1 protein-coding gene is annotated in these 238 nt (G+C 66.0%); it reads right to left on the reverse strand.

All coding sequences use genetic code 11. From position 1 onward, the window contains the following. A partial coding sequence (locus FMEAI12_RS03390; RefSeq protein ID WP_235013653.1) for an ABC transporter substrate-binding protein occupies positions 1-236 on the reverse strand: 236 nt, incomplete at its 3' end. Positions 237-238: the final 2 nt, after the last annotated feature.

Here is a 238-nt window from a genome sequence, read left to right on the forward strand (position 1 = left end):
TTCCGCAGGGCCGCCGGTGAGGCGATCCAGTTCATCGCCGAGCCGACGATCGCCTGCGCGTACGCGGTCACGGGAGTGGTCATCGTGACTTTCAGGGTGACGTCGTCGACTACCTCGGTCGAGGCGACCATCGACGCCTCCGAGCGGTGGGGTGAGCCGGTGGCCGGGTCCTTGACCCGATCCCAGTTGAACTTCACCGCTTCGGCATTGAGCGGAGTGCCGTCGGAGAAGACCAGCA

Origin of the sequence: Parafrankia sp. Ea1.12 (assembly GCF_900465275.1) — a bacterium.
In the GTDB taxonomy this organism is placed as follows: Bacteria; Actinomycetota; Actinomycetes; order Frankiales; family Frankiaceae; genus Parafrankia; species Parafrankia soli.